Genomic DNA, 2,408 nt, shown 5'->3' on the forward strand with positions numbered 1-2,408 from the left:
GTACAGCGGCTGACGCAGGGCGAAGCGGAGGTGGGCTTCTTCCTGGCCGGGCTGCCCCCGGTGGCCGCCGTCGCCTACGGGGCCGCCGGCACCGCCGTCTTCGCCGGGATCGTGCTCGCGCTGCTCAGCGCGCCGTTCGCCGGATCCGCGCACCCGCGGGGCGCGGACCTGGCCACCGTGGCCGCGATCGGGCTGCTCAGCGTGGTGATCGCCTGGGTCCGCAAGCGCCGCGACGCGCAGCTGGTCAGCGTGCGGACCGTCGCGGAGGCGGCACAGCTGGCGGTCCTGCCGCCGGTGCCGGACCGGGTCGGCCCGGTGCGCTGCGCCGGGCTGTACCGGGCGGCCCAGCGCGGCACCCTGGTCGGCGGCGACCTGTACGACGTACGGGCCGGGCCGTACGGGGTGCGGGCCCTGGTCGCGGACGTGCAGGGGCACGGCCTGGCGGCGGTCGGCACGGTGGCCGCGCTGCTCGGCGCCTTCCGCGAGGGGGTGCTGGACGATCCGGAGCTGGCGGGCGTGGCGGCCCGGCTGGACCGCAGGCTGCTGGCCGACGCCGCGGGCCCGGCGGACCCGGCGGACCCGGCCGATCCGGCGGACCCGGCGGATCCGGCGCGGGCGGGACCGGACGACCGGCCGGACCCCGAGGACCGGCCGGAGCCGTTCTTCCGGGGCGAGCCGGGCGCCCCGCAGGACCGTTCCGTCGGCCATCCGGAGCTGTTCGCGACGGCGCTGCTGCTGGAGTTCCCGCCCGGGCTGGAGCTCGTGCGGATCGTCTCGTGCGGGCATCCGCCGGCGCTGCTGCTGCGGGCCTCGACCGTGTCGGAGGTGGCCGTGGAGCCGGGCCCGCCGCTGGGGCTCGGGCTGGCCGGGGCGGAGCTCGCGGTGGTCGCCGCCGTACCGCTGCTGCCCGGCGACCGGCTGCTCGCGCACACGGACGGGGTCACCGAGGCCCGGGACGCGGCGGGCGATTTCTACCCGCTGGCGGCCCGGGTCCCGGGCCTGGCCAAGGATCCGGAGGGGCTGGTCGGGGCGGTGTGGCAGGACCTGGTGAAGTTCACGGACGGCGGCCCGCGCGACGACGTGGCCCTGCTGGTGCTGTCCCTCGCGGACGCCGCGGACGGCGGCCGGTGACCGGCCGGGCCGGACGCGTCGGGCCGGACGCGTCGGGCAGGCCCGGCCGGGCGGTGCGGTGGGGCGCGGTGTGGCGCTCAGGCTCCGTTGCTGATGATGAAGGCGCGGACCATCTTGCACGTGACGTTCGACGGGCGGTGGATGCCCGTGCGGACCGCCATCGTGCGGATCTTCCGGTTGGTCGCGCGGCGGGCGTCGTACGTCCCCGAGTCGAGCAGGGATATCGCCAGCCGCATCGCCTTCAGCCGGCGGTTGTGGCTCTCGTACCACTCGCGGGGCAGGCCCGCCGGAAGCGGCTTCTTCTTGACGGGCCCAGCGGTCATGGCAGTGGCCATCTACAGCCTCCCAAACGGTAGTTGGCTTCCTGTCGTTCTCCTTCGATTTTACCGGGGAGCACTGACAGAAGCCCCTGGCCGGACAGGCTCCGGATAGGCTTTCGGACCATGGAGATCTGGATCAATCCCGCCTGTTCGAAGTGCCGCAGCGCACTGACCCTGCTGGACGCGGAGGGGGCCGACTACACGGTGCGCCGCTACCTGGAGGACGTACCGGGCGAGGCCGAGATCCGCGAGGTCCTGGGCCGTCTCGGCCTGGAGCCGTGGGACATCACGCGCACCTCGGACCCGCTCGCGAAGGAGACCGGCGTACGGGACCTGCCGCGCGAGGAGACGGACGCGGCCCGCGGGCTCTGGATCGCCCACCTGGCGGCGCACCCGAAGCTGATCCAGCGCCCGATCATCACGGCGCAGGACGGCACGGCGGTGATCGGCCGCTCGGAGGAGGCGGTCCGCGAGGCCCTGTCCCGCCGGGCCTGAACCGTCCGGCCCGCCCGGCGCCCTGGCGGTGCCCGTGCGCGGCCCCGGCGGTGCCCGTGGGCGGTCCGGGCGGTGCCCGTGGGCGGTCAGGCACGGGCGCCTACGCTCCCCCGTATGACGTCCGACGACACCGCCCCCGCGTCCGCCGCGGGCACCGGATCAGGCAGCGGCTCCGGAGCCGATTCCGCTACCGGCTCCGGCGGGGCCGACCTGCACCTCGAGCTTCCCCCGCACGGAGCGCGGCGGGCCGTCCTGGCCCGGGCCCTGCGGGACGCCGTGCGCAGCGGCCGGCTCCCCGCGGGGACCCGGCTGCCGCCGTACCGGGCACTGGCCGCCGACCTCGGGCTGGCCCGCAACGCCGTGGCCGACGCGTACGCCGAGCTGGTGGCCGAGGGCTGGTTCACCGCCCGGCAGGGCTCCGGCACCCGTGTCGCCGAGGGGGTGGCCGTCCCCCCCGCCCCG

The 2,408-nt window shown here is 76.7% G+C and carries 4 protein-coding genes; 3 read left to right on the forward strand and 1 reads right to left on the reverse strand.

Annotation, left to right across the window (positions count from 1 at the left end; translation table 11 throughout):
* Positions 1-1,131 (forward strand): PP2C family protein-serine/threonine phosphatase (locus ACFXA3_RS41035; protein ID WP_385196346.1); only part of this gene is annotated, 1,131 nt, incomplete at its 5' end.
* A gap of 77 nt (positions 1,132-1,208) precedes the next feature.
* Here ACFXA3_RS41035 and ACFXA3_RS41040 read toward each other — a convergent pair.
* Positions 1,209-1,466: a hypothetical protein gene (locus ACFXA3_RS41040; protein WP_054225542.1), complete on the reverse strand. Its 258-nt coding sequence runs from the start codon at positions 1,464-1,466 to the stop codon at positions 1,209-1,211.
* Positions 1,467-1,574: 108 nt separating this feature from the next.
* Between ACFXA3_RS41040 and ACFXA3_RS41045 the strand changes: the two genes are divergently transcribed.
* Positions 1,575-1,946: an ArsC/Spx/MgsR family protein gene (locus ACFXA3_RS41045; RefSeq protein WP_385196349.1), complete on the forward strand. Its 372-nt coding sequence runs from the start codon at positions 1,575-1,577 to the stop codon at positions 1,944-1,946.
* Positions 1,947-2,060: 114 nt separating this feature from the next.
* A partial coding sequence (locus ACFXA3_RS41050) for a GntR family transcriptional regulator (RefSeq protein ID WP_385196351.1) occupies positions 2,061-2,408 on the forward strand: 348 nt, incomplete at its 3' end.

The organism is Streptomyces sp. NPDC059456, from assembly GCF_042750055.1.
In the GTDB taxonomy this organism is placed as follows: Bacteria; Actinomycetota; Actinomycetes; order Streptomycetales; family Streptomycetaceae; genus Streptomyces.

Bases quoted from the DNA above. Each gene is read 5' to 3' on its own strand.
- ACFXA3_RS41040 (WP_054225542.1), bottom strand. From the start codon at position 1,466: ATGGCCACTGCCATGACCGCTGGGCCCGTCAAGAAGAAGCCGCTTCCG.
- ACFXA3_RS41045 (WP_385196349.1), top strand. From the start codon at position 1,575: ATGGAGATCTGGATCAATCCCGCCTGTTCGAAGTGCCGCAGCGCACTG.